This is a genomic window from Candidatus Palauibacter irciniicola (assembly GCF_965208695.1).
GTDB lineage: Bacteria > Gemmatimonadota > Gemmatimonadetes > Palauibacterales > Palauibacteraceae > Palauibacter > Palauibacter irciniicola.
This window is the reverse complement of record NZ_OZ242352.1, coordinates 2,347,545-2,372,883: the sequence shown is the minus strand read 5'-3', so window position 1 is coordinate 2,372,883 and position 25,339 is coordinate 2,347,545. Positions and strand designations below refer to the sequence as shown.

The 25,339-nt window shown below is 68.0% G+C and carries 22 protein-coding genes; 7 read left to right on the top strand and 15 right to left on the bottom strand.

Annotation, left to right across the window (positions count from 1 at the left end; translation table 11 throughout):
- From ACOGI9_RS10315 to ACOGI9_RS10305, 3 genes are read right to left on the bottom strand one after another with little or no spacing between them, the layout of a single operon-like run.
- Entirely contained in the window at positions 1-2,943 is a 2,943-nt protein-coding gene (locus ACOGI9_RS10315; protein ID WP_419857047.1) for an ATP-binding cassette domain-containing protein, read from the bottom strand.
- The gene (locus tag ACOGI9_RS10310) at positions 2,943-5,102 is read right to left on the bottom strand and encodes a cysteine peptidase family C39 domain-containing protein (RefSeq protein WP_419857046.1); all 2,160 of its coding nucleotides are present in this window, start codon (positions 5,100-5,102) and stop codon (positions 2,943-2,945) included. Before ACOGI9_RS10310 ends, ACOGI9_RS10315 begins: the two co-directional genes overlap by 1 nt.
- A 1-nt stretch (position 5,103) precedes the next feature.
- Positions 5,104-5,655, bottom strand: coding sequence for a hypothetical protein (locus tag ACOGI9_RS10305; RefSeq protein WP_419857045.1), 552 nt, complete (start codon positions 5,653-5,655; stop codon positions 5,104-5,106).
- A gap of 267 nt (positions 5,656-5,922) precedes the next feature.
- On the opposite strand from ACOGI9_RS10305, the gene ACOGI9_RS10300 reads away from it, so the two are divergent.
- A complete protein-coding gene (locus ACOGI9_RS10300) occupies positions 5,923-7,020 on the top strand; it encodes a hypothetical protein (RefSeq protein WP_419857044.1) in 1,098 nt (365 codons plus the stop codon).
- Between the two features lie 56 nt (positions 7,021-7,076).
- Here ACOGI9_RS10300 and ACOGI9_RS10295 read toward each other — a convergent pair whose 3' ends face one another.
- From ACOGI9_RS10295 to ACOGI9_RS10265, 7 genes are all read right to left on the bottom strand, one after another.
- Positions 7,077-8,387 carry a tryptophan 7-halogenase gene (locus tag ACOGI9_RS10295; protein ID WP_419857043.1) on the bottom strand — a complete coding sequence of 437 codons (1,311 nt, stop codon included), beginning with the start codon at positions 8,385-8,387 and terminating at the stop codon, positions 7,077-7,079.
- A gap of 30 nt (positions 8,388-8,417) precedes the next feature.
- The gene (locus ACOGI9_RS10290) at positions 8,418-9,533 is read right to left on the bottom strand and encodes a hypothetical protein (RefSeq protein WP_419857042.1); all 1,116 of its coding nucleotides are present in this window, start codon (positions 9,531-9,533) and stop codon (positions 8,418-8,420) included.
- Between the two features lie 25 nt (positions 9,534-9,558).
- Positions 9,559-10,260 carry an ABC transporter ATP-binding protein gene (locus ACOGI9_RS10285; protein ID WP_419857041.1) on the bottom strand — a complete coding sequence of 234 codons (702 nt, stop codon included), beginning with the start codon at positions 10,258-10,260 and terminating at the stop codon, positions 9,559-9,561.
- Positions 10,261-10,305: 45 nt separating this feature from the next.
- Positions 10,306-11,520, bottom strand: a complete 1,215-nt coding sequence (locus ACOGI9_RS10280; RefSeq protein ID WP_419857040.1) for an ABC transporter permease — start codon at positions 11,518-11,520, stop codon at positions 10,306-10,308.
- 65 nt (positions 11,521-11,585) lie between these two features.
- Positions 11,586-12,842, bottom strand: a complete 1,257-nt coding sequence (locus ACOGI9_RS10275; RefSeq protein ID WP_419857039.1) for an ABC transporter permease — start codon at positions 12,840-12,842, stop codon at positions 11,586-11,588.
- Positions 12,843-12,848: 6 nt separating this feature from the next.
- Positions 12,849-13,601: an outer membrane lipoprotein-sorting protein gene (locus ACOGI9_RS10270; protein WP_419857038.1), complete on the bottom strand. Its 753-nt coding sequence runs from the start codon at positions 13,599-13,601 to the stop codon at positions 12,849-12,851.
- A 66-nt stretch (positions 13,602-13,667) separates the two neighbouring features.
- Positions 13,668-14,849, bottom strand: coding sequence for a pyridoxal phosphate-dependent aminotransferase (locus ACOGI9_RS10265; RefSeq protein WP_419857037.1), 1,182 nt, complete (start codon positions 14,847-14,849; stop codon positions 13,668-13,670).
- Positions 14,850-14,990: 141 nt separating this feature from the next.
- Between ACOGI9_RS10265 and apaG the strand changes: the two genes are divergently transcribed.
- Both apaG and ACOGI9_RS10255 read left to right on the top strand, forming a co-directional pair.
- Positions 14,991-15,422, top strand: coding sequence for a Co2+/Mg2+ efflux protein ApaG (gene apaG, locus ACOGI9_RS10260; RefSeq protein ID WP_419857036.1), 432 nt, complete (start codon positions 14,991-14,993; stop codon positions 15,420-15,422).
- Positions 15,423-15,439: 17 nt separating this feature from the next.
- Positions 15,440-16,069: a TenA family protein gene (locus tag ACOGI9_RS10255; RefSeq protein WP_419857035.1), complete on the top strand. Its 630-nt coding sequence runs from the start codon at positions 15,440-15,442 to the stop codon at positions 16,067-16,069.
- Between the two features lie 59 nt (positions 16,070-16,128).
- On the opposite strand, the gene ACOGI9_RS10250 is transcribed toward ACOGI9_RS10255, so the two are convergent.
- On the bottom strand, positions 16,129-18,474 hold the full coding sequence (locus ACOGI9_RS10250; RefSeq protein WP_419857034.1) for a DUF5916 domain-containing protein: 2,346 nt from the start codon (positions 18,472-18,474) through the stop codon (positions 16,129-16,131).
- Positions 18,475-18,613: 139 nt separating this feature from the next.
- Positions 18,614-19,045: a cupredoxin domain-containing protein gene (locus tag ACOGI9_RS10245; protein ID WP_419857033.1), complete on the bottom strand. Its 432-nt coding sequence runs from the start codon at positions 19,043-19,045 to the stop codon at positions 18,614-18,616.
- Between the two features lie 120 nt (positions 19,046-19,165).
- On the opposite strand from ACOGI9_RS10245, the gene ACOGI9_RS10240 reads away from it, so the two are divergent.
- Positions 19,166-19,357: a DUF378 domain-containing protein gene (locus ACOGI9_RS10240; RefSeq protein WP_419857032.1), complete on the top strand. Its 192-nt coding sequence runs from the start codon at positions 19,166-19,168 to the stop codon at positions 19,355-19,357.
- Between the two features lie 31 nt (positions 19,358-19,388).
- On the opposite strand, the gene ACOGI9_RS10235 is transcribed toward ACOGI9_RS10240, so the two are convergent.
- Positions 19,389-20,489 carry a serine hydrolase gene (locus ACOGI9_RS10235; RefSeq protein ID WP_419857031.1) on the bottom strand — a complete coding sequence of 367 codons (1,101 nt, stop codon included), beginning with the start codon at positions 20,487-20,489 and terminating at the stop codon, positions 19,389-19,391.
- Between the two features lie 207 nt (positions 20,490-20,696).
- On the opposite strand from ACOGI9_RS10235, the gene ACOGI9_RS10230 reads away from it, so the two are divergent.
- Complete coding sequence (locus ACOGI9_RS10230) at positions 20,697-21,182, top strand: DUF4399 domain-containing protein (protein ID WP_419857030.1); 486 nt, start codon at positions 20,697-20,699, stop codon at positions 21,180-21,182.
- On the top strand, positions 21,182-22,192 hold the full coding sequence (locus ACOGI9_RS10225) for an acetamidase/formamidase family protein (protein ID WP_419857029.1): 1,011 nt from the start codon (positions 21,182-21,184) through the stop codon (positions 22,190-22,192). The genes ACOGI9_RS10230 and ACOGI9_RS10225 overlap by 1 nt, the downstream gene beginning before the upstream one ends.
- A gap of 10 nt (positions 22,193-22,202) precedes the next feature.
- Here the strand turns inward: ACOGI9_RS10225 and ACOGI9_RS10220 are convergent, their stop codons facing one another.
- Together ACOGI9_RS10220 and ACOGI9_RS10215 are read right to left on the bottom strand one after the other, a co-directional pair.
- The gene (locus tag ACOGI9_RS10220; RefSeq protein ID WP_419857028.1) at positions 22,203-23,522 is read right to left on the bottom strand and encodes a Zn-dependent hydrolase; all 1,320 of its coding nucleotides are present in this window, start codon (positions 23,520-23,522) and stop codon (positions 22,203-22,205) included.
- Positions 23,522-24,427 (bottom strand): DUF4159 domain-containing protein, encoded by a 906-nt coding sequence (locus tag ACOGI9_RS10215; protein WP_419857027.1) that lies wholly within the window; start codon positions 24,425-24,427, stop codon positions 23,522-23,524. The genes ACOGI9_RS10220 and ACOGI9_RS10215 overlap by 1 nt, the downstream gene beginning before the upstream one ends.
- 93 nt (positions 24,428-24,520) lie before the next feature.
- Between ACOGI9_RS10215 and ACOGI9_RS10210 the strand changes: the two genes are divergently transcribed.
- Positions 24,521-25,339, top strand: coding sequence for an ABC transporter ATP-binding protein (locus ACOGI9_RS10210; protein WP_419859276.1), 819 nt, complete (start codon positions 24,521-24,523; stop codon positions 25,337-25,339).

The following is a 25,339-nucleotide window of genomic DNA, read 5'->3' as shown; positions in this document are numbered from 1 at the left end:
TCAGGCGACCTGCCTCCTGACCAGGTCTCTGAACACCCCGTCGGCCTCCATGAGTTCGTTGAAGGAGCCGCTCTGTACGACTCTTCCGGCCTGCAGCACATAGATGCGATCGGCCTGTTCCAGCGTGGACAGGCGGTGCGCGATGACGATCCGGGTGGAGGTCAGGGCGGTGAGGTTTCGCATGACCTTGGCCTGGCTCTCGTTGTCCAGCCAGTTGGTCGCCTCGTCGAAGAGCATGATTCGCGGGCTGCCGATCACCGACCGGGCGATCGAAACGCGCTGACTCTCGCCGCCCGACAGGACAGCCCCGCTCGTGCCGACCATGGTCATCATGCCCATGGGCATGCCCTTGATCTCCTGTTCGACGTCGGCGACTCGCGCCGCCGTCCATACCTCGTCGCTCGCCACCTCGTCGTGGTGACCGACGAGATTGTCCCAGATATCCAGGGGATGGAGTCCGACGGACTGCGGCACCACGCCGATTCTGCGGCGCACCTGTTTCAGGTTCAGGTTCCTCAGATCACGCCCGTCGTAGCACACTGCGCCGGCGGTGGGCCGGTCGAATCCGAGCGCCAACCGGAAGAGGGTGCTCTTGCCGGCGCCGGACTCGCCCGCAATCGCGACGAATTCCCCGGGCCGGGCATGAATCGTGACATCGTCGAGGATCAACGGGCCGTCGGGATCGTACCGGTAGGAAACGCGGTCGAAGACAATGTCGCCGCCCAGGTACTCGACCGGCGCTCCTTCGACTTCGGCCTCGGGAACCGCAGCGAGGAGCGGGCGCATCTGGTCGAACGCCGGGAGCATGGCGGCGACCGTGCCAAAGGACTCGCCGAGCCGGGCCACGGCGGATTGGAAGGCGGCGAAGACGAGGTAGACGACGAGAAAATCGCCGACCGGGAGGTTCCCGTCGCCCCAGGCTACGACCGCGAACAGCAGGACCCCGGCGGCAAGAAAGGGGAGCGCGGCGCCAAATGCCCGCGAATGTCCCTCGAGCGCACCCAACTCGAGCTCGGTGCGTTTCTGCTCCCGGTAGTCCCGCGCCCAGATGGCGAAAGCCGACGCTTCCGCGTTTTCCACCCGCAGCTTGCCTATGCTGCCCACGATCTGGAACAGCCGGCCGGAGACGCGACGCGCCGCGCGGATCATCCGCCCATAGGGCGGAATCTGGCGCAGCCCGAGGACGACGGTGATCAGGAGCGAAGCCAGGCTGAAGGCGAGGGCAACGGTCCCGAGCGTGGCATCGTAGAGGAAGATGACGCCAAGCACCGGAAGCAGAAAAACGACCGACAGCAGACCGTCGGCCGCGACTCCCTGCAACCCGTCGCGGAGATTCTGGAACGTCATCCCCGAGACGGCCAGATCGCCAGCCCGACGGCCGTGCAGAACGCTTGGCGGAAGGCGCATGAGACGGTCCCAGAAGGCCGCTTCGACCCGTGAAGCCGAGCGACCCTCGATCCGCATCATCACGGTGCTCTGAAGCAGGTGCAGCAGTGCGCCGAGCAGACCGAACCCCGCCACCGCCACGGCCACGGCATAGAGCGCTCCGGCGGTGCCGCCCGCCACCGTCTGGTTCGCGACGAACCCAAGCGCGAACGCCGGCACGAGCTTGATCAGGCCGCCGGCAAGCCCGGCCATCACCAGCCGCGCCAGATTCGCCGCCGATCCACGCAGCGCGATCCTCAGCAGGTCCGCCGGCTTCACGTTCCCCACCGGCAGTGGCCGGTAGAACATCCAGGCCTCGTCCGCCAGCGCAGCGGCACGATCCGCCGTCATCCGGACGCTGCGCTTGCTGACCGGATCGAATTGCCGGTAGCGCCCCAACCATCCCGGCAGGAGCGCCACGGGCTGGCCGTCTTCGGCGCGGAATGCCAGCATCGCGTTGCTGTCGCCGCGCCACCAGGCGCCCTCGGCCCCGAACCGCACGCGCCGGGCGCGCACGCCCGACGTATCGAGGACGTCAACGAGGCTGACGGGATCACCGGAGGGATCCGAGCGCGCCGGGATCTTGAAGTCGATTCCTTCACGACGTCCGATCGCCTCCAGGGCGTCCGCCAGCGACGTGTCCTCGACACCGGCATCCCCGTCAATCGGCAGATCATAGATGTTGAAGAGCCGCTGCCGCGCAGCTCTCTCGACCGTGCGGCGGCTCGTGGTCCGCGCGCGCTCGAGATTCGCGTCATCGGCCACGGCCAGCTGGCGGTTCAGGCGCTCCAGGGCGAAGGCAACCGCGTGAAAGGACGCGAGCGCCGAGAGCAGGATGCCCTGCTTTGCCAGTGTCTCGGTGGACCTGCCCGAGAGTGTCGCCTCGTCGAACAGGATGAGCCAGCTCGTCCGCGTCAGCGGTATCACCGCTTCGTGCGGGCCGCCCGCCTCGACGATTTCCGCCTGGTCGACCAGATCCATGTAGAGGCTGGTGCCGCGCGGCGGTTCGGATACCCATACGACGCCGCGCTGTACGGACAGCGTACAGGGAGCCGGGGTCCGCGTCGGACCGGGCTTGGCCAGCGCGGTCGGACGCGGAAGGCGGCTCGCAAAACGCGAGAGTGTGTCCGTAATCGCGGTCAGCCAGGTGTCGATCTGTTCCGCCAGCTCCGCCGGATCGACCTCGGACAGCACGGAAGCCGGCAGACGTTTCAGAACGGTGCCCGGCGATCCCTTGGCGATCAGGCTGAGCGTGGTGTCTTCCTCATCGCGTGGTCCGTCCGGTGCGACGCCCGGCAGCAGCCAGCCCGATTCGCGGCGCAGCAGATGCTGCGGCGCCGCCTGCTCCACCCCGTCCCTGAATTCGACCAGGAACAGATTGACGGCGCCCTGATCGATGAACCAGACAGTGTCCGGGTCGTCGAGCTTCACCGGCAGGTTGCCGGCGCAGGGCACGGACTCGCCCGAGCGGGCGGCGAGTTCCGCGATGGACGTGTACCCCGGCCTCGTGTCCCCCATCAGCCGGACTTGACCAGCTTGTAGTACGTGCCGTCCTGATCCGCGATCAACTCGTCGTGCGTCCCGCGCTGCACTTCGACGCCCTTGTCGAGCACGATGATCTCGTCGCAGTCCCGCACGGTGCTCAGCCGGTGCGCCACGATCAGGCAGGTGATACCGCGACGTCGCAGGGCGTCATCGACGTATTCCTCCGTCGCGGCATCGAGGGCGCTGGTCGCCTCATCCAGAATGAGCAGCGTCGGATTGCCCAGCAGCCCCCGGGCGATCTCCAGCCGTTGACGCTGGCCTCCGCTGAAATTCACGCCGCCTTCCTCGACCCGGGTCGAATACCCGTCCGGCCGATGCAGGATTTCTTCATGGATCTGGGCATCGCGTGTCGCCGCGAAGATGGCCTCATCCGGAACGGCGGGGTTCCACAGCGTGATGTTGTCGCGCACGGATGCGGAAAAGAGCACGACCTCCTGATCCACCATGGAGATGGACCGCCGCAGCACCTCCTCGGGAATCTCATCCCGGGGATGGCCATCGAACAGGATTTCGCCGGACCAGGGCTGATAGACACCGGCAATCAGACGCGCGAGCGTCGACTTGCCGGAACCGCTGGGACCGACCACGGCAACCCGCTGCCCCGGCCTGATCAGGAGGTTGAAGTCCTTGATCAGGGCGGGCCGGCTCTTGTTGAAGCCGAAGCTGACGTCTCGCAGCTCGAGCCGGCCGGTGAGCTGGAGTCGGCCCTTGAAGGTGGGAATCGACTCCGACTGGGGACTCCGGCGGCTGAAGGCGGGGTCTTCCGCGGCCTTGGAGATATCTTCGAGTCGCTGCAGATCGGTTTCGAGCATCTGGCGTTTCTCGCCGAACTCCAGAAAGCGCCCAACCGGCGCCAGAAACATCTCGGCCAGGATATAGAACCCGACCAGCGTGCCCAGGGTCATCTCTCCGACCAGGACCATGCTTCCCCCGATGCCCAGGACCGCCGCGCTGCGAAGTGCGGCGATCATGCCCGGGAGCGCGGTGTTGACGGATCCCAGTGCGGAATAGCGCCGGCGCGCGTGCAGTTCGCGCGCCTGATGGCCGCTCCAGCGCGAAAAGAAACGGTCGTCCGATCCCGTCATGCGCAGATTGTCGGCGTGATTCAGCATCTGCATGCCGACGCCGATCAACAGTCCCTGTTCACGCCTCATCGCCTGGCTTCGAACTGCCCTGAAGCCGTTGAGAAAGTGGGCCAGCACGCCGTGGAGAATGGCCAGAAACAGCACCACCAGCGTGAGCCGGACATCGAAGACCAACATGGCAATGAGCAGCACAGCGCTCATTCCCATGTCGATAATGAGCACCAGAAACTGTTCCGTCAGGTTTCTCGAGATTCTGTCGATGGACGAGACCCGATCCGTCAGATCGCCGACGAGGCGGTGTTCGAAAAACTCCACCGGCAACCGCAGCAGCCGCGACAGGCCTCGACTGTAGCCCATCACCGAAATCCGGACCGCGAACCGTTTCAGGAACCGGTGCTTGAGCAGGGAAAGGATGTATACGAGGACACCGCCGCCGAGCAGGGCCGCCACGAGTCCGCCCCAGGGCCCCCGGTTCTCCAGAACATCGTCCACGAAAACGCCGAGAGCTGTGGGGACAACAAGGGCCAGCAGCGTCAACATGAGACCGCAGGCAATCACCCAGGCAAGCACGCTCCGCGATCCGCTGAGCAGGGTGCCCAGCTGCGTGAACAATCCGGGCTGTTCGCCGCCCGGTGTGAAACCGGAGCCCTGCTCGAATCGCAGCGCAATTCCGCTGTAGCCCTTTTCGAACTCTTCCGCCGAAAGCCTGCGCCGCCCCGTGGCCGGATCATTGAGATAGAAGTGGCGACTGTCGAACCCCTCGAGAACAACGAAATGGCTGAATTGCCAGAACACGATCAGAGGCAACTGCAACTTCTTCAGCTGACTGGCACGTACGCTGAGTCCACTGCATTCGAGACCGTAGTGCCTGGAGGCGCGCACGATGCTCGCCGCACTGCTCCCGTCCCGACTCACTTCGCACTTTTCCCGCAATTCCGTCAGCGGAACCCAGCGTCCGAAGTAGGCGAGGATGCTGCCGAGGCAGGCGGCGCCACATTCCGACGCGTGCATCTGCAACAGAATCGGCGTGGTGACCCTCAGCGCCATATCATGACCGTCGCATCCGCAAGAATGCGACCGGAGACTGCGTGCCGGTCTCGATGACGATCCGGCATTCCCTGCCTGCAACGGAAGAAAGGTCGAGGCTCTCATCCAGCGTGATATCGAGGCGGTGCACGGACACCGGCACCGCAGACTCGAAGGCCGCGGGAACCTCGGACAGGCGGACGGCGGAAATCGCCGCGACTTCTACGCTTATTGTGCCCGCTTCTCCATCCGCCGTACCCAGTTCTATCACCGCCGGCATCCCTGCCCTGATCTGCGGCACGACGTCGTTCTCGATCCAGACGAGCGCCTGCACGGACCGGCCGGCTTCGGACAGGTTTGTGCCGGGGTCGACCAGCACACCGTCCACCGCGAGGCTGCGGGCTACGTTGCCAAAGAAGAGCCACGCCACGAAGATGAGCAGCCACAGCGCGATGGCGGCGACGAGCAGGCGCTCGCGCGGCGTGGAAATCGTCAGCAGCCGGTCGAGTTGTTCCCGTTCCTGCTTTGCTTCGGCAACGGTATCGTGAAACGAATCAAACGGATTATTGAACACGACCCGGCATCGCCTCCTCACCAAGTATCGAGCAGGGACAATCCCATTCGGATTGAGCGGAAAACAGGGAAATATAGCACGTCCGTGGGCCCGGTGCAGGTTGTGACGCCACCGCTGAAGCAGGTCGCGAACTCGGCCGCTCGGACCCGTAGCCCGGCCCGGCAGGCGGGCGGCCGCGCCCGATGGAGCCCTGCAGGCCTCCGCGCCGGGGCCGCTTCGGCGGCCGTGCTGCTCTCGGTCCTCTGCGACACTTCTTCCGGTCAGGCCATGCAGTTGAACGGTTACGTCCAGGCCGTTCCTCTCGCCGGGACCCGTGAAGGCCAGGTGGGCGAGTTCAACCGTTTACGACTCTTCGGCGAGTCGGGAGTGGGAGCCTTCGGATTCGGCGCCGCCTACGAGCATCTGCTGACCTTCCGGCGCTTCGCCGGGGCGCCCGAGTTCCACCTCGGGGCGGTGCCGGGCGGCGGCGAGTGGCTCCGGCTCCAGTGGACGGTGGAGGAGCGGGACCACGTCGTCTGGCGGCACCGATTCGATCGCCTGTACGTCGAGTGGGGGAGTGAACGCCTCGAGATCAGCGTGGGGCGGCAGGCGGTGTCGTGGGGCACCGCGCTCTTTCTCACGCCGAGCGACCCGTTCACGCCCTTCAACCCGGTCGACCCGTTCCGGGAGTTCCGCGCCGGGGTCGACGCGGCCCGACTCCGTTTCTTCCCGAGCGCGCTGAGCGAGGTCGACCTCGTCGTGCGACCGACCCGGTCGCCGGCGGGCGAGGAGGTGCTGACCGCGCTGATACGCGGCCTCACGACGGCGCGGAACTGGGAACTCTCGGCATGGGGCGGACTCGTGTACGGCGATCCGGCGGCGGCCCTCGGGGCGGCCGGATCGGTGGGAGGTTGGGCCGTCCGAGGGGAGGCCGTGCTGCGCAAACTCCCGGACCGGGTCGTTCTTCGCGGCACGCTCGGCCTCGACCGGCAGCTTCAGGTCGGCGGAAGGGATCTGACGCTCGCGCTCGAGTACCAGCGCGACGGCCTGGGCGCGGACGGACCGGACGCGTACCTGGCCACGCTGGGATCGGCCACATTCCGGCGCGGCGAACATCAGGTGCTCGGACGGGACGAGACGGTCGTCCGGGCGTCCTACCAGGTGCATCCGCTCTGGGGCCTGAGCGGTCTCGTGCTCTGGAACCTGAACGACCTGAGCGCAACCACGGGAACGAGCGTCGCCTACTCTGCCAGCAGCGATGTGACGGTGACGACGGGCGCATTCCTCGGTCTGGGTGACGACGACGCGACGGCCGCCCGTCCGCTGCCTTCCGCGTACGGCTCGGCGGGACTGTCGGTGTATCTTTCCCTGAGTTGGTACTTCTGAGCGAACTCGGCGGGGCGGAGGCGCCAGGCGCCTGACCCGCGTCGGTTGCCGGCCGGCTACGTCGGCCGGGATTCCCGCTTCCGCCCCAATGGCGCGCCCAGACCGTGGGCAATCTGCGCGAAGCTGCTCACGGGAAAGAACCCGCACTGCCGCTCCCAGTCCGCCGGATCGGGGATCTGCGCATCGACCAGTTCGATCATCTCGTCGAACTTGCGCAAGGCGGAACAGTCCACGGCCAGCGGATCGGTGGCCTCCCGGTAGTTCGGCCACACGCGGTCCCGGGCGTGGCGCCAGAACGCACTGTCGTACTTCGAACCACAGCAATAGTGCCAACCGACGAACAGGCCGGCCAGGAGCGCGTCGGTGACCAGAAAGCGGTTGATGACGGACGCGTCGCCCTGCACATACTCCGCAGGCCGGTGGAACCGCATGCGCAGAATCAGCGCGACCTGCAGTTGCGCCAACCTGATGGCGGTCGCTTCGAGCGGCTCCATGAAGGCGGCGGCATTCCCGACGCGGACCACCGCGCCGTCATAGATCCGGCGGTGGACGAAATTGGGAAACGAGATGACGCCGCGTTGCTCGAAATCCGACACGCCCTCCTCCGCAAGCAGCTCGTCGAAGTCCGCCTCGACCGCATCGAGACCGGACACGTCCTTGTTGAAGACATAGCCGTAGGATGTGTGCACGGTCAGCGGAATGACGAACACCCATCCATGCGGACGCGCCACCGCACGGGTATACATGGGTTCCCGGACCGGCCCGTCCGGCGGCGCCTTGATGACCGGGGGGCAACGGCGAATGACGGCGCAGTTCGTGGGGATGAAGGAAATGTCGATGTGCTCCTGCGGGTCCAGTTGCCGCGGATACCCGCGGGCGTCGAAGACCAGGTCGTAGCGCTCGGACTCACGGCCCTCGAACTCCACCTGCGCGCCTCCGTCCACCCTCCCGATCGCGGTCACCTTCGCGTCGATGTGGCGAGCCCGCGTACTCGCGCACAACAGGTCCGCCATCACATCGGCCGACAGGTGGTAGGCATAGGCCACCTGTTGCGGCGTGAAGTAGTGAATAAAGTCCTGCCGGCGCCGACCCCATCCCTCGAAGCGGTTGCCGAACTTGCGGGTGCCGTTCAGGCGTTGCTGAATCGTCTCGTGGGGCAACTGCAACAGGTGCTGCAGGTCGCGGACCAGACTGGGCCAACTTCCTTCGCCCACGCCGATGATGGGAATGCGTGAATCGTAGATGTGGTGCAACTCATGATCGTGCTCCGGGTGCAGCCGCGATACGCTGGCGGCGGCCAGCGCGCCCGCGGTGCCGCGTCCGATGACCGCGATCTTTCTGCACGACGTGCTGCCGAGTTCCTTCACCGTGGCGACCTCCCGCGCGCGAGGCTGACGTCAGGGCGCGATGGCACCCGAAAGCACCATGTAGACATAGGCCTTGATCTGTTCAACCCGGTCTCCGGCGATGACCAGCTTAATGTGGTGAATTCCGCGCAACAGAATAAAGCGCCCTGTTCTGCCGAACAGAATGGTCGGTTGCGAGACCCAGCCGGCCAGCGCCTCGACTTTCTCCGGCACTACACGGTCCTCGTGGCGCAGGGCCTCGAGCACCGGCTGCCAATCCGTCAGTCCATCGATCCAGACCCGGGAAGCAGCCGTATATCTCTGCTTGACTATGGGCGTCAGGCCGAGCGTCGGACCGATGCCATCCGCCTGTGCGTCGACGTTCACCCCGGTCCTGACGACATCCGTGCGCTCGCTGAAGCGTGCAAGCACCGTCTCCACCGTCGCGATGTTCCCGGGCCAGCCAACTTCCTCGAGAAAGGAACAGACATCCCGCTGCCCGGCAAAGCCCATGATCGCCAGGCGGATCGTGCGGGCGCGCGACGGGAACAGGCCAAACGAGTCGAGGCGGGTGTCTTCCGGCTGCGCGAGGTACACCCGCTCGGCGTTGCTCCGCTCCGCCGCGCTCGGTTCCAGGCCGTGACAGGCCACGAGTCCGTCAACCACGACGCCGACGTCGTGCTGCTGCCCGGCGCCGCCGACGATCATGCGTTCGTTGGGCCGCAGGAACATCCCCGGCCGCGGATCGCCGTCGCCCCCCGACCCGATGTCGTACTCCAGCATCAACTTGCGGCCGACAATCGCGCGCAGGGGCGAGTCCGCGGCCTCCATGCTGCGAAACAGGCGACGGACCGCCGCCGCCGTGTGATCCGATGGATCGCGTCGCGCCTGCTCTTCGAAGAACGCGCCCGACCGGTTGCCGCTCGCCAGCGAGACGCCGAAATCCGCCCGCGGCCGACGGTCGTGCAGCGGCAGCTCGAAACCGAACGGCTGGGCACCCATGGTTATCGGGAGCGTCCCGGCCCGTGCCAGCAGGTGTTCCCACTCCTGCTCCCCGATCAGAACGGGAGAGATTCTGTCTCGCAGGCGCCCCAGCAGGTCATGCATGGTGGCGCCTTCTCCCGCCAGTCGCTCCTGGCTGATGGCTATCGCCTCGTGGATGTCCATGGCTCGCGCCTCAGGCGATGACCCTCTAGGATCGGCGCTCGTCGTCACGCACAGTGCCGTCGACCATGCGGACCAGACGCCGAGACCGCTCCATGACGCGGCTGTCGTGGGTGGCGAAGACGAAGGTCACTCCGAGGTCACGATTCAGCTCGCCCATGACATCGAGGAGCGCTTCGCTGGTGACCGAGTCGAGGTTCGCCGTCGGCTCGTCCGCGAGCACGAGGGCCGGACGGCTGGCCACCGCGCGCACGACGGCGACCCGCTGCTGCTGGCCGCCGGACAGCTTGCCCGGGCGCCGGTCTTCGAGCCCTTCCATTCCCGTCCGCGCAAAGAGTTCGCGGACCCGGGCCTGACGCTCCTCCGCAGGCACGCCCTGTAGGAGCATCGGGAATTCCGCATTCTCCAACGCCGTGAGCACGGGGAGCAGGTTATAGGCCTGGAAGACGAAGCCAACCTCCTTGAGCCGGAGTCGCGCCACCTCCTGGTTCGACATCCGGCTCACCTCGCGCCCGGCGACCCAGACCCGTCCCTCCGTGGGGCGGGTCAGGCCCCCGATCAGATTCAGCAGCGTCGTCTTGCCGGAGCCCGACGGCCCCGCGAGCGCGGTGAACTCGCCGCGCTCGATGGTCAGGCTGACGTCGCGGACCGCCTGCACGGATTCGGCTTCCTGCTGGAAGACCTTCCAGACGCCGTCGGTCCGGGCGGCTACCGTGTCGCGCACTGCCATGACACCTCGATTCTCCTTGCGCGGCGAGGGACCGCGCGAGAGCGGCTACCGGTCGAACTTCATCGCCTCGGTCACGTCGACCCGGGCGGCGCGCAGCGCCGGATAGACCGAGGCGAGAATGCCAATGCCGAGAATGAACGCGACAATCTGGATGATGCGTCGCATCCCGAAGATCGGGACGATGATAGGGTCGACGACGGCACCCGAGAATGTCAACTCGTCGATGTCCTGCATGAAGACCGACGTGTCGAGTCCGTCGCCGAAGAAATACCAGGTGCCCAGGAGTCCCAGGCCGACGCCGACCAGCCCGCTGACCGCGGACAGCGTGAGGCCCTCGATGAGCACGACGGTGCCCGTCTGACCCGGCGTCAGCCCCTGCGCCTGAAGCACGCCGAACTCGCGCTGGCGATGCATCACCGACATCAGCACGGTGTTGACGATCCCGAACGCGATGATGACGAACAGGAACGCTTGAATCACATAGTTTCCGAACTCGTCGATCGCGATCCCCGCCGCCAGGACAGGGTTCGCCTCCCGCCACCCCACGACGCGTGCCTCGCCGCGTTCCACCGGCTCCGCCAGCGCCCGCGCCAGGCGGTCGGAGACTCGTCGGGTCCTGCCACTGCCCTCCAGGACGACCGCGACGTGGGTCACGTCGCTCCCGGAGCCGAGCCACTCGCCGGCTGTCGCGAGCGTGATGTGGATCGTCGCCTGGTCGATGGCGGGCACGCGGCTGCGGAAGATCCCTACCACGCGGAGCAACTGCCCCGTAATCTCGCCATCGGCACCCTGCGCCTGCACGACGAAGCGCGATCCGATCTCGAGCCCCAGGCTGCGGGCCAGATCGGCGCCGACATAGGCCGCCAGCCGATCGTCGGGCTCGAGGTAGCGCCCTTCGACCACCCCGTCGTCAATCATGCCGAAACCCGCTTCGGCGACGGGGTCGACCCCCACGATCTGCGCCGGGCGCGCACCGGCCGCCGAACTCGCAAGCCCGTTGATGCCGAGCTTGGCGGACATGGTCACGACATGCGGTGCGATCTCCGGTGAGGCCAGCGCCTGCTCCGCGGCGCGCTTGACGTCCGTCGTCAGCCGGTTGTCGATCTGACGGCGCAGCCGATACTCGGGCCGCTCGACGGTCACGTGTCCGCTCCCCATGCGCACACCGGAATCGACCCACTGCTCGTGGCTGCCGTCGTCGACCGTCATCGACCAGGCCAGGAATGCGCCGCCGACGATCATCGCCGAGGCGGTCAGCACGGTGCGACGCAGATGGCGGCGCAGGTTCCTGAGGGCGAGCCGAACCAGGACGCGCAGGAGCACGGCTACAGGCCCGACAGAGTGTCGGCGGGCGGCACCCGCGCCGCCCGGAGTGCCGGGTAGAGGGCGGAGACGAGTGCCGTGACGATCAGGCCGATGGTCGCCCAGGTCCATGCCGGCACGTTGGTCCCCACACGGAGACTCGGGGTCAGCAGGACGCCCTCCACGGTGAGACTTCCGTAGAGCCAGCCGAGGTCGGGCGGCGCCGTGGAGAACCAGACCAGCAGCGGCACCGTGACGGCGGCTCCGAGGCCCAGCCCGATGGCGCCGGTCGCGACCGCCTCGGACAGCACCGTGCCGACCACGGACCGCGGCGATGCGCCCAGCGCCAGCATGACGGCGAACTCGCGGCGCCGTTCGAAGGTGGCCATCAGCGTCGTGTTGGCGATCCCGAAGCTGGCGACCGAATAAATGAGGACGATGAAGATCCAGTACGTCGCATCGGCGAGCGCGACATACTGCGCGAGCACCGGATTGAGCTCCGTCCACGGCGCGACCGACATCGCCCGTTCGGGGGCGCCAAGGGCGGCTGCCAGGCGGGCCGCGGTCAGGTCGGCTTCCGACGGATCTTCGGTGCTGACCGCGATTTCGTGGACCCGACGCGAATCGAAGGCCACGAGCGTCTGCAGGTCTGCGACCGGCATGACCATGGTGCCGGCATCGAACTCGAGCAGGCCGGTGCGGAAGATGCCGGTGACCGTGTACAGGTCGTTGCCCATCGAGCCGTCCGCCGCCGAGGCGACGACGACGAGTTCGTCCCCGACGCTCACCTCGAGCTGCCGCGCCATCTCGTCTCCCACCACGGCTTCGTACCGGCCGGTGGCAGGCAGGCGGCCCGCTGCCAGGGGATCCAGAAAACGGGTCAGCGCCACCTCGCGCTCGGGGTCGACGCCGAGCAGCACGCCGGCCGATGTCGCTTCGCCGGAACTCACGAGCCCGCTCGCGTACACGCGCGGCGCGGCGGTCACGACCGAGGGGTCGGCCTCGAGGGTGCGCAGGATCTCCCCCACGTCGGCACCCTCGCGGCCGCCGATGGTCTCGTACAGGCTGCGCTCGGGCCGGTAGTCGGCATCGTGGATCTCGATCTGTCCACTGACGAGCGACGTGGCGTTCTCGACGAGTTCCGTCGAGACGCCCTCAGCCCATCCGACCATGAACACCACGGCAAAGTAGCCGACCCCGAGGCCGAGCGCGGTGAGAATCGTTCGCTTCGGGTTACGGCCGAGGTTGCGCCACCCGATTCGCCACAACGGGCCCGTCACGCGTCGCTACCTCCCGCGCTGCAGGGTCCGGAGTGAGAAGAAGGACGGATCGATGTCGATGTCGAACTCGAGCTCCTCGTAGCGGATCGTCGTGCGTTCGTCCGGTTTGTCCGCCGGGTGCATGTTCATGACCCTGGGGACGATCCGCCCGCTGAACTCGGTGTAGTCGCCGTGCTCCACGGTCCTGGCCAGTTCGCCGTCCTCGTCGAAGAACTCCGCCCGGATCGGCATGTCGTCGGACTGCCGGATCCGGTAATCGATGTGCCCCCAGACGACGGGTGCCTCGGGCTTGGGGGTCAGGCGAAAGTCCCAGACGGCCACGCCGTCCGCATCCTCTCCGTCGAACACGAGCTCGATGTCGTAGTCCTCGACCAGCCTGCTGTCCTTGACCAGGTCGTCGTTCGTGAAGTGCGACCCCATCCACGATCCGCCCATCATCGACGCGGGAACCTTGATCGTCCGATCAACCTTGGGGAGGTAGTTCCAGATGTCCTCGGCGGCCTTCAGAGTCGCGGTTCCGGCTTCCCGCCGCGGCGCCCGCAGGCGGACGAGCGAATAGTCCGTGCCGAGCGACCAGATCTCCATCGTCATCCGCCGCTCCCAGTGCTCGGTCACGACCTCCATCGTCGCGACGCCCCGGCTGGAATCGCCGCGCAGCATCCGGTCCACCCGATCGATGATGGCGTTCGCGTCCAACTGGGCCCGGACCGGCGCCGCGACGGTCAGATGCAGGATCGTGCCCGCAAGCGCGAGCCACATCGCCCCGCCGCGCCTGTGCGGCCCGGGGAGTCCCTGGCGTGTTCCCGGCATGTGAGTGCCCGAGCGTTACGAGCGGCTGTTGCTGTCCGCCGCGGTCATGCCGTCGGGGAAGATCTCGTTCCACGCCGTCAGGAAGCGGTTCATCTCGTCTTCCGTCCCGACCGAGACCCGCAGCCAGTCGAGCATGGGCGGGAAGTCGCGGCCCACGGCCACCTCGTGCTTGCGGAACTCGGCCCGGACCTCGGCCGTCGGCCGTCCCGTGCGGACCATGAAGAAGTTCGTCTCCGACGGGAGCACCTCAAAGCCCTGGCCCCGCAGGACGTCGGCGGTCTGGTCGCGGAGCGTGTTCGAGGTCTCCTTGATCCAGGCCTCGTACTCCTTGTCCTCGAGCGCGGCGACGCCGCCCCACTTCACGAGTGCGTTCACGCTGCCCGTCGCGTAGTCCCGCATCTGGTCGATCATGTCGGGCGGCGCGATCCCGTAGCCGAGACGCATGCCCGCCAGCCCGTAGATCTTCGAGAAAGTGCGCGTCACGAGCACCTTGCGGCCTTCCTTGATGTAGGGGACGGCCGTCTCGTAGCGCGGGTCCTCGATGAAGTGATGGTACGCCTCGTCGATGAGGACGGGGACGTCTTCCGGAATCCCGTCCAGCAGGCGCCGGATGTCGTCCCCCGGCACGATGACGCCGGTGGGGTTGTTGGGATTGCAGATGTAGACCATGCCCACATCGCGATAGTTGCGGTTCGTGACCTCGATGAGGTCGTCGATGTCCTGCGTGTAGTCGGGCAGGAGCGGCCGCTCGATCACATCCGCGTCGATCCCGGAGGCGGTCCGGTAGACGGTCAGGTACGTGGGCGAAACGCCGACGACCTTCTCCTCGTGGCGCAGGAAGGCGAGGCCCGCCACGCGCAGCGTCTCGCCGGAGCCCGCGTTGATCATCACGTGATCGGTGGGGACCCCGTGGGACTCCGCGATCTTCTCGAGGATGTCGCCATCGGGATAGCCGTACCGGTTCGAGTACTTCCAGGCCCCCTTCATCGCCTCCAGCATCTTCTCCGAGGGCCCGTACGGGTTCTCGTTGGAGGAGAGCTTGGCGAGATCGTCGTACGGATCGAGGGGTTCGACGCCCTTCGGGGGAGGCTTCAGTCCGGCGCCGATGACCGCCGTCGGGTTCAGGCCCGCAACACCCAGGGCCGCGGCGGCGCCGCCCACGAAGTGCCGGCGTGAGAACGTGTGCTGGGAATCCATCGCTTCCTCCATGCTCCCTCAAGTTCCTGTCACCCGGCCGTCGTCCGCGAACCGGGAGTGCGGCCCGAACAAAACGATGCACTGATACTCTGCGGCGCGAGGCGTGGCCCGCGCAACGGTAACGGCGTATCCTCCGCCCGAATGGCCCCTCACGAGACCACCCCCGATGCCGGCGCTCCCCCCATCGTACCGGACGCGATGGCCATCGACGTGCGGCCGGAGTACGCGGCGGAACATTCGGATCCGGCGGCCTGGCGCTACGTATTCGTCTACCACATCACGATCGAGAATGTGGGAACCGAGCCGGCGCAACTCTTCTGGCGGCACTGGCTCATCCACGATCTCGTGGCGGGCGACCACGAGGTGGAGGGGGAGGGCGTCGTCGGACAGTCTCCGGTGTTGAGCCCGGGGGATTCGCACCGGTACAACAGCTTCTGCATCCTGCGCGGTCCGACGGGTCACATGGAGGGGTTCTACCACTTCCGGCGCCGCGACGGCTCCGTCTTCCGCGCCCCGATCCCGCGCTTCCACTTCCACGCGCCCCCCGAAGCCGTGGGCACGTTGTTCAGCTAGCGACGGGTTCGAGACGCATGGCGGAACCGCTGCACCGAGTGCTCTGGGCCCGGAACGCCGGCCTCGCCGACGCCTGCCTCCACTCCCCGTTCGTGCGCGGCCTCGCCGACGGGACGCTCGATCCGGAGGCGTTCCGGCGGTACGTGGCCCAGGACGCCTTCTTCCTTCGGGCCTTCTTCAGCGCCTACGCGCTGGCCGCGGCGCGCACCGCCGACCGGATGGAAGTGGCACGCCGGCTGCACGTCCTGATGCAGGGCGTGCTCGACGAACTCGAGCTTCACCGCGCGTACGCCGAGCGACTCGACATCGATCTCGACCACGTCGTGCCGAACGCCGCCGCGAAGGGCTACACGGATTTCCTCGCCCGCGCGGCCTGGCACGCCGAGGCGGGGGAGATTCTCGCCGCCATGACCCCCTGCATGCGGCTCTACGCCTGGCTCGGGCAGCGTCTCCAGACGGGAGATCACACGGAGAATCCCTATCGGGACTGGATCGAGACGTACGCCTCGCCGGACTTCGAGGGGCTCGCCGCGGAACTCGAGGCGTTGCTCGACGACCTCGCCGCGGACGCGCCGGAGCGGGCGGCGGAGGCCTACGCCGAGGCCATGCGCCACGAACTCGCCTTCTTCGAGGCGTTCGGGGGATAGCCGGGAAGTTCGGGTCCTGGCCGGAAAGGGGGCGGGCCGCCCGGTCGCGGGAGGCCCCGCTAGAAGCGGTAGGTGTAGTTCAGCTTGATCGAGGCGCCGCGGGAGAGGGTCCTCAGGTCCATCCACCTCATCGGGTCCGAATCGTCGGGTGCATCGAGCAGCCCGGACTCCAGGTTCCGCCAGTTGTGGGTGTAGACGAGGAACAGATCGTTGCCCGGCTTCAGGATCCAGCGGAACCGCATGAACAGTCCGAGCACCCGGCTCACATCGTCGTACTGGAACTGGTTCGTCACGCCGATCCACGGGGTCGGGTCCCACGAACCCTCGAGGCGATAGAGGTTCGTGACGAAGTCCCCCTGCGGCAGGTACACGGCGTTGCGCTCGTAGCCTGTCTCCAGGTTGATCCCGGGGTTCGGCCGGAAGTTCGCGTTCAGGTCGACCCGCACCCGGTCGCCGTTCCAGAAGCCGCCGAAGTTGGCCCCGCCCCGGACCGAAACGGGACGGCGGCTCGTCGTCCGGCCGCGGAGCCGGTAGTCCCAGGTCGTGTAGTCGCCCGGCACGATGTCGATGCCGTCGCTGATCTCGAACTGCCGGTCGAGGAACTCGTACGTCCGCACCGCCTCGAAGCTCAGGTTGTCCCCGCTCTCGAAGTCGATGTCGATGAAGTTCAGCTGGAGTTCCTGCTCCTCGAGGATCATGGACCCCATCTCCCACAGATTCCTCAGCTGGACCGAGACCTCCACCTGCCGGATCCAGTCGATGGCCGGACGGGGAGCCCACCCGATGCGCGGTTCCACGCGGCGGAAGTCGTTCCGGGCCACGAACCCGACCGCCGGGCTGTAGTCGTCGCCGAACTCCCGGTAGGAGACGTGCCCGGACCAGAGGTCGTTCGGGAAGTTGATCCGGCCCCCCCAGGCGGAGAGATCCTGGAAGCTCCGGGACACGGCCGGGTCCGGATTCGAGTTCCAGACCATGAACGCCTCGGCCTCGAAATTCTGGTTTCCGAACAGGCTGTTCGTCCGATAGTCGAGGTCCGCGCCGAGCGTGTGCCGGTCCGCCGGCAGGAAGCCGTTCGCATCGGCCGCGGTGGAGCGCCGGGTGTAGATGGCTCCGATGGCGGACTGCTCGAAGATGGGGACCCGGGCTCGCGCCACCGTGAAGGCTTCCCTCGCGAACCGTATCAGGTCGGCGGGGTCCGGCGCGGCCCCGTTCGCGAGGGCATCCTCCGGAGCGTAGGAGTGGGCGCCGGTGCCCATCTGGTAGAAGCCGAGGTCGACGCCGTTGAGCTGGCCGGTGAGGCGAAGCCCGTAGTCGATGGGGATCTGCTGGCCGCCCTCGATCCCGATCCGCCGCGAGAAGAAGGGCTGCGGGCCGCTGCGGGGCGCGAACGTGAACACGCTCGAACCCTCGAGGAAGAAGTCACGCCGCTCGGGGAAGCGCAGCGGGAAGCGCGTGAGGTTGACGCGGCGCTGGTCGCTCTCCACCTCGGCGAAGTCCGTGTTGACGCTGAAGGAGGCGCGGAGACTCGGCGTCACGCTGTAGTTGAGGTCGAGGCTCACGTCGCGCGGGAACGTCGTCGGGTCCGCGTTGTCGGGCGTGTTGCGCCAACTGCCGATGCCCGAAGCCACCGCCTCCAGGCCGATGCCCTGCGAGAGGCCCTCGAGTCCTTCCAGTTCGCCGGCGAACACGAGGCGGTTCAGACCCTCGTTCCGTCCGTACCCGCGCCACAGGATCTCCTCGTTGTTGCGGCGGATCGAGCGCAGGAAGTTGATGCCCCAGTTCTCGCCGTTGGGGACGAAGTTCAGGGTGCGGAAGGGGATCCGGATCTCCGCGGACCACCCGTCGGGACGGCGCGCGGTGCGCACCTCCCAGATGCCGTCCCAGGAGCGGTTCACGCCGCCGAACCCGCCGCCGCCGCCCGGCCCGCCGCCGCCGGTGCCCGTGATGAGTCCGTCGCTGAGGGCGCCGGCCGCGTTGGTCTCGAAGTGGTAGCCGGTGCGGCCGTCCCCGAACGTGTCGAGCACCCAGGCGAACCGGTCGTCCGTGAACAGGAACGCGTCGCGCGCCCGCTGCCGGGCGAGGATCTCGCCGGGCTCGTCGAACAGAATCGCCGCGATGTAGAGGTTGTCGCGATCGTAGGCGACGCGGACTTCGGTGGGGTGCGACGGGACGCCGCCCTCGACGGGCTCGCGCTGCCGGAAGTCGCTGATCGCCTCGATGCGGCTCCAGAACGATTCCTCGACGCGGCCGTCGAGGTCGATGCGCTCCTCGGCCGTCAGCCGCGCGGCCTGGATGACGGAGCCACCGCCGTCCTGGGCCGCGACGTCGCGCACTCCGCAGGGGAGAAGCACGGCAAGGGCGAGAACTGGCCCCGAGAGCCGCCGAACGAGGCGCGCGCGTGTCATCGGTGTCCGCTGTATCGGCGTCGATCCCGGGGTCGTGGCCGGCTGCTCGCGGCCGGGTAGTAGTCGTCTGCCCTCAGCCGAGGTTCAGGTGAGGTTCAGATAGACGACACGCGCGTCTGGGGGAGGGTTGAATCGCGGGTCAGGTGACGATGATGCGGGACCCCACCATGATGCTCGGGTGGGTGGCGCAGTAGTACACGTACGTGCCCGCCACGCTCGGCGTGACGGTGAAGGTGTCGTTGTTGCTCATCGTGCGGCTGTCGAAGGCCTGCGCGCCGGAGGGAACGTCGGTCGACGTCACCGTGTGCGGGTTCGCGCCGACGTGCCGCCAGCCCACCGTCTCGCCGCTCCGGATCGTCACCTCCGCGTCGCCGTTGCGGCGCCCCGCCGGGTCGACGAAGGCGTTGTCCTCGATGTTCACGGTCACGTTCGCGCCCGGTACGGGACCGGGCGGCGGGGGCGGTGGCGCGGGCGGCGGCTCCGGCGGCGGTGGCGCGGGCCCGGCGCCGTCTCCGCAGGCGGCCACGGCGAGCACGCCGGAAAGCGCGGCAACGAACTCGCGACGTCTCAAATGATCATCTCCGCATCGTCTCGGCGCCGAGGACCCCGTCCGAGCGCATTCGGGCCTTGCGAAACCCGGTCGGTTTTTGTTCGTACTATATCTTCAACCAGATTCAGTCGGGAGAGATACATGAACGGCAAGAGTTGCAACAGAGTGGCGAACGCGCTGCTGCTGGCCGGCGCCCTCAACTGGGGATTGATCGGCCTCATCGGCTTCAACTTCGTGGCCGCGGCCTTCGGCCCCCTCGCCCGGCTCGTCTACATCGCCGTGGGCTGGGCGGCGCTGTACAGGATCTTCGCCAACGGCAACCGGAACTCCTGAGGGCTCCTGCCGCGGCTCTTGCCGCGGGCTGCTAGGGGGCGCAGGGGGTGCCGAAGCGTCTCGCGAGCGCGACGGCGGCGCCCCGCTCCCTGAACTCCTCCCCGAAGTAGTCGTACAGAAGACGCGTCATCTCCGAGATCGTGCGTTCCCGCCGCCACGTCGGGCGCCGAAGCGTGTTCACGAACACCGAGACGATGAGGTGCCCCGCGCCGTCCGGCAGCGTGACGATGCCCACGTCGTTGATGGCGCCGCCCATCGTTCCCGTCTTGTGCGCGACGAACGTCGATTGCGGCAGCCGCCCCCGCATCCGGCTGCGTCCGGACCGCGACCGGTTCAGAACGTCGAGGATCCAGGCGCGCGATTCGGGGGTGAGTCCCTTGCCCTCGTGAATCGTGAGCAGGAGGTCCGTCATCCCGTCCGGCGTGGCCGTGTCCCGCGGGTCCGTGCCGTAGCGTTCGCGCGCGGCCTGGCGGTGCGCGTCGGGCAGGGCGTCGCGCAGCCGGAAGTACTGGTAGCGATACAGTTCGGTCTCCGGGATCGTGTCGGGCAGTCCGACCAGGTCCGCGAAGGTGCGGGCTTCGGAGCGGTCGACGCGCACGCCCTCGACGCCCAGCCGGCGGAGGTGCCGCGTGGCGGCCTCAGGTCCGCCCGACATGTTGAGGATCACGTCCGTCGCGGTGTTGTCCGACTGCGCGAGCATGAGCGAGAAGAGGCTGTCCACCGTGACGCGCACGGATCGCGCCCCCGACCAGTCGGCGAGCGGACTGTGTCCCGCGCGAAACTCCTCGACCGTCACCACGCGGGTCTCGGAGGGATCGATCTCCCCGAGGTCGACGCGCCGCAGGAACTCGAGCGCCATCGGAACCTTCGATACGCTCGCCATCGGGTAGGGCCGGTCGCCGTTGAACGAGATGCGGGCGCCCGACTCGACGTGCAGCGCGGAGACGCCGACGGCGTCGCCGACCCGTCGCGCGATGCGGCGGAGTCCGTCCCCGATGGAATCCGGCACGACACACGCCGCCCCCAGGGGCATGGGGCCGGGAACGGGCGGCGCCAGGGTTTCCTGCGCCGCGGTTCGACCCGGGGACGCGAGAAAGAGGCCCAGCGCGAGGAGGGCCGCGCGTGGATTCATCGGCACTCCGGGTTTGAACTGAAGGACATGCGCTCGCCGCCTTTCTGCCTCGTCGACTTCCGCTCTGTGTTTCAGAACATGCGGTGGACGGAAACGTTGTATCCGGTGCCGCATCGATCCGCGCGTCTCGCGCGCGCGGGTCCGTTTCCCTAATCTGCGAATCCCGAAGCCGTGTCGCATCGACGGATCGTTCGTCCAGGAGGTTTCATGCGTTTCCCGCGCTCGAGATGGATCCCCGTTGCCTTCGTCGCCCCGCTCTCGCTCGCCGTCGCCTGCGGGGGAGGAGAACAAGCCGAGGACACCGAGATGGCCGCGGAACCGGCCGAAGAGATGCCCGCCGAGCCGGCCGTCACCGTCCGCATCACGCAGCCGGAAGAAGGCGCGACGGTGGGTCCGGATGTCCTGGTCGTCATGGAGACGGAAGGGATCGAGATCGTCTCCATCACGCCACCGGTCGTCGGCACCGGGCACCATCATCTGTACGTCGACGTGGATCTCACGCCGCTCTCCGAGCTGATCCCGCAGAACGACCCCCAGATCATCCACATGGGGGATGGGAGCACCGAGTACATGCTGGAAGGACTCGCGGCCGGAGAGCACCGCCTCATCGCCGTCGTGGCCAACCCCGCGCACATCCCGCTCGATCCGCCGGTCGTGGACACCCTCCACTTCACGGTCGCGAACGAGCCGTGATGCCGGGTGGCAGGGTCTCCGCCGGAGTTGCGCTCCTCTCGCTCGTCCTCGCGCCGGGCTGCGCGCCCGGCGGCGGGGCCGACGAAGGGCCGCCCACGCCGGAGCCGCAGCACACGCTGACGGCGGACCAGACGCACAACCGCTGGAGCCGGACGATTCCGCCGATCCTGACCGTGGAGTCGGGCGCCGTCATCGAGGCGTATCTCGAGGAAGCCTCGGACGGACAACTGACTCCGGAGTCCACGTTCGAGGATCTCGCCAGGCTGAGCTTCGATCCCATCCATCCCCTGACCGGACCGGTGTACGTCGAGGGCGCCGAGCCGGGCGACCTCCTCGCGGTCACGCTGCACGAGATCGAACTCGGCGACTGGGGCTGGGTTGCGAACGTCCCCGGATTCGGGTTCCTCGCCGACCGCTTTCCCGAACCGTATCTGAGGACGTTCGAGTTCGAACCGGGGGACACCAGCGTCGATTTCGCGCCCGGGATCCGGATTCCGCTGCGGCCGTTCCCCGGCGTGATGGGGGTGGCGCCGGACACCGACTCGATGCTCGTCACCATCCCGCCCCGCCAGAACGGCGGCAACATGGACGACCGCGACCTGGTCGAAGGCACGACGGTGCACTTCCCGGTGCTGGTGGAAGGGGCGCTCTTCTCGATCGGCGACCCGCACATCGCACAGGGGGACGGCGAGGTGGGCGGCACGGCGATCGAGGGGCCGCTGCGCGTGGTCTACGAACTGGAGGTCATCAAGGGCATCGGACCCATCCCGTCGCCCCACTACGAGACCGATGAGTTCTACGCCGTGACCGGCTTCGCGCCGACGATCGACGAGGCGGCGCGGAACGCCGTCGAGGCGATGATCGACTACCTCGTGCGTTCGCGGGGCCTGTCCCGGCAGGAAGCCTACCAGCTGGCCTCGATGGCCGGAGACCTCAAGATCGCCGAGGTCGTGGACGTGCCGAACATGCTCGTCGCCATGCGCATCTCGAAGGACGTGATCGGCAACTGACGGCCGGGGTTCATAGGCCGCGCGCGTCGACCGCAAGCAGGGCGGCGAGCAGCACGTTCGCCCCCGCCGTGATCTGATCCGGCTCCGTGAACTCGAGCGGCGAGTGGCTGATGCCGTCGCGGCTGGGCACGAAGATCATCCCTACCGGCCCCAGCAGCGCGACGCTCTGCGCGTCGTGGCCCGCCCCGCTCGGCATGCGCAGCGCCGTGAGTCCGAGATCGAGCGCCTCGGCTTCGATGATGTCCCGGAGGCGCGGATCGGTCGGCGCCGCGCGGCTCTCGTAGAACTGCTCGACGGAGACCGTCGTGCCGTCCGCCGCCGCGATCTCCTCGGCCCGCCCCCGGATGGCCCGGAACACGGCGTCGATGTCCGTCATGGCGAGGTCCCGGATCTCGAGGCTGAAGGTCACCCGCCCCGGGATCACGTTCGGCGCGCCGGGCTCGGCGGTCAGGCGGCCGACCGTGGCCACATGCCGCCCGGGCAGTTCCCGCGCGGTCACGTGCACGGCATCGATGATGCGCGCCGCGGTCACCATGGCGTCCTGCCGCATGTCCATGGGCGTGGTGCCGGCGTGGTTCGCGAAGCCGTCGACGGTCACCGTCCAGCGGCGGATGCCGACGATCCCCTGCACGACGCCGATGTCGAGCCCGCCCCGGTCGAGCACGAACCCCTGCTCGATGTGCAGTTCGAGGTAGGCCGCGAGGCTGCCGGCCTCCCGCCGGGCGGCGGCCAGGTCCGAGAGGTCGCCGCCCAGGCGCTCCGTGCCCTCGCCGATCGCGAACCCGCTCGCGGTGACGATGTCGACCTCCCAGGGCAGGGTCTCGCCCGCGATCGCCCGGCTTCCCGTCTTGCCGCCCTCCTCGTTGGCCCAGATCACGAGTTCCAGCGGGTGGCGGGTTTCGCGACCCGCGTCCACCAGCGTGGCCATCGCCTCGAGCGCGGCGATCGAGCCGACCTGTCCGTCGTAGCTGCCGCCCGCCGGGACGGAGTCGATATGGGAGCCGAGGAGGATCGGGGCGAGCGAGGGGTCCGCGCCGCGCCGGCGTCCGATCAGGTTGGCCGCGCGGTCCACGTGCACTTCGAGGCCGAGGTCGGACATGATGTCCGAGAGCCAGGCGCGGGCCGCCCGGTCCTCGTCGCTGTAGGCGAGCCGCGTCGTGCCCTCTTCGGCGCTGCTGAAGCGCGCGAGTTCGCCGAGGCGGCGGTTGAGCCGGTCGCCGTCCACGAGCAGTCGCTGGCCGCGCAGCGCGCGGAGCGGCCAGGGGGTGGCCGCCGCCCCCGCGGCGCCGAGGGCGAGCGCCCCGAACCGCCGCCGGGAGATCCGGCCCATCAGTGGCTGAGGCCGTAGATGATGTAGTTGATGGCCAGTTCGTAGGCGTAGGTCGAGCGGTCGATCGGGTAGTACGGGTGCTCGGACCACTCCCACGCGTCGCCCAGATCCGTGTTGTGGTTGATGACGACCATCAGTTCGCCGCGGTCGTTGAAGATCCCGCGGACCGTGGGCGTGCAGGGTGGTCCCCAGCACTCCTCATAGCGCCCGCGCATCGCGTTGTTGACGCTCGGAACGGTCTTGAGTTCGTCGATGTCGTAGAACTGGTGGAAGATCGGATGTTCCATCGGAATCGGCTCGATCCGGCGGCCGGGCAGGATGCGCGACATGTGGTACTCCAGGTTGTACCACGCCTCCTCTCCCCAGAAGTCGTCCACCACGAGGAATCCGCCCGCCTCGAGGTAGCCCCGAAGACCCTCGATCTCGGGCTCGGAGAGGTTCATGTAGCCGACTTCCAGCATGTAGAGGAAGGGGAAGCGGCGCAGTTCGGGGTCGTCGAGCGCGACCGGGTTCTCCCACTCGTGCAGGTCCAGCATCTGGAGCAGACGATGGAGGATGAAGAGGAACTGGCGGTCGGCCTTCGGGAAATCCGTGGCCCAGGTGCCGCGTCCCCGTCCCCCCCACCAGCCCCGGGAACCGGAGTAGATGGCGCGCGTGAAGTAGAAGTCCCGCCCCCATTCCGCCCGCGCCTGGGCCAGTCCCGGTTCGCGCTCGAGGAGCCGGTCCCGCGCGGCCGCGCGTTCGCGGAGGGCCGAAGCGCTCGCCTCCCCGGCACTCGCCTCCCCGGCGACCGCGTCCGGCGGCGGGTCGGATCGCCCCGTCATGCCCGCCACGGCGGCGGCGGCGAGCACGGCGGCCAGCGCGGTGGCGAGAATCGGGGCGGGGGGCGGCCGGAGACGCATCATATGTTCATAAGGATTGCCGGAGGCCCGCTCGTCAACTACTTCCCGTTTTCCCCGGGGTTCCCCGAACGGTCCCGAGCCGCGGCAGGCGCCCACATGAACGAGTCCGACGGCCGAGCCAGCGTGCACCTGGACGGCGTCACCCTCCGCTTCGGGGGCGTGACGGCGCTCGAGAACGTGTGCCTCGACATTCGCGGCGGTGAACTCCTCGCGCTCATCGGCCCGAACGGAGCGGGCAAGACGAGCGTGCTCAACTGCATTTCCGGCCTCTACCGTCCCACCGAGGGCACCATCACGCTGCGGGACCCGGCGGGCGGGTCGCACGCGCTCCACCGCCTGCAGCCGCACCGGATCGCCCGGCTCGGCGTCGCGCGCACCTTCCAGAGCATCGAGCTCTTCAAGCACATGACCGCGCTCGACAACATCATGCTCGGACGCCACGTCCACATGCGCGGCGGGGTCCTGTCGGGCGGCATCTTCTGGGGTGTCCAGCGGCGCCGCGAAATCCGGCACCGCATGCGGGTCGAGGAGGTGATCGACTTCCTGAATCTGGAGCCGATCCGGCACGCCGTCGTCGGCAACCTCCCCTACGGACAGCAGAAGCTCGTCGAACTCGGCCGGGCGCTGGCGCTCGATCCCGAGATCCTGCTCCTCGACGAACCGATGGCCGGGATGAACTCGGAGGAGAAGGAGTCGATGGCGCGCTTCATCCTCGACGTGCACGAGGAGTGGGGGACGACCCCGGTCGTCATCGACCACGACATGGACGTGATCATGGACATCTCCGAGCGCGTGGTCGTGCTCGAGTTCGGGCAGGTCATCGCGGAAGGCTCTCCCGCCCGGGTCCGCTCCGACGACCGCGTGATCGAGGCGTACCTGGGCCACGGGGAAACGGCGGCCGGAGCCGTCTCGTGA